We start from the raw sequence: 361 nt of genomic DNA on the forward strand, positions 1-361 counted from the left end.
GATGCATCTTAGTCCGCGCCCAACCGCTATTTTCGCCGTCAACGACAACACCGCCATCGGCGCCTTGTCGGGACTGACGAAACTTGGCCTTTCCGTGCCGCAGGACATCTCGATCGTAGGCTATAACGATATTCCGATTGTCAGCCACCTCCCCACGCCGCTCACGACGTTGCGGGTGCCGTTTGAGCAAATTGCATCAAACGCCCTTGATCTTCTCGCCGGTGACAACAGCGCTGCCGACGAGCGTATTCGGATCTCGGCTCCAACCCTCATTCCAAGGAAATCGACGGCACCGATACGCTAAAGCTCGCGTCACACGCATCCCGCTATCTCCACACGATCCGATAGCAAATGGCCAGAT

Annotated in this window: 1 protein-coding gene; it reads left to right on the top strand. The window is 57.1% G+C overall.

Annotated elements, in window-relative coordinates; all coding sequences use genetic code 11:
* Window positions 1-304 (top strand): substrate-binding domain-containing protein (locus AF337_RS28815; protein ID WP_160320369.1); only part of this gene is annotated, 304 nt, incomplete at its 5' end.
* Between the last annotated feature and the right edge of the window lie 57 nt (window positions 305-361).

The organism is Rhizobium ecuadorense (assembly GCF_001187535.1).
In the GTDB taxonomy this organism is placed as follows: Bacteria; Pseudomonadota; Alphaproteobacteria; order Rhizobiales; family Rhizobiaceae; genus Rhizobium; species Rhizobium ecuadorense.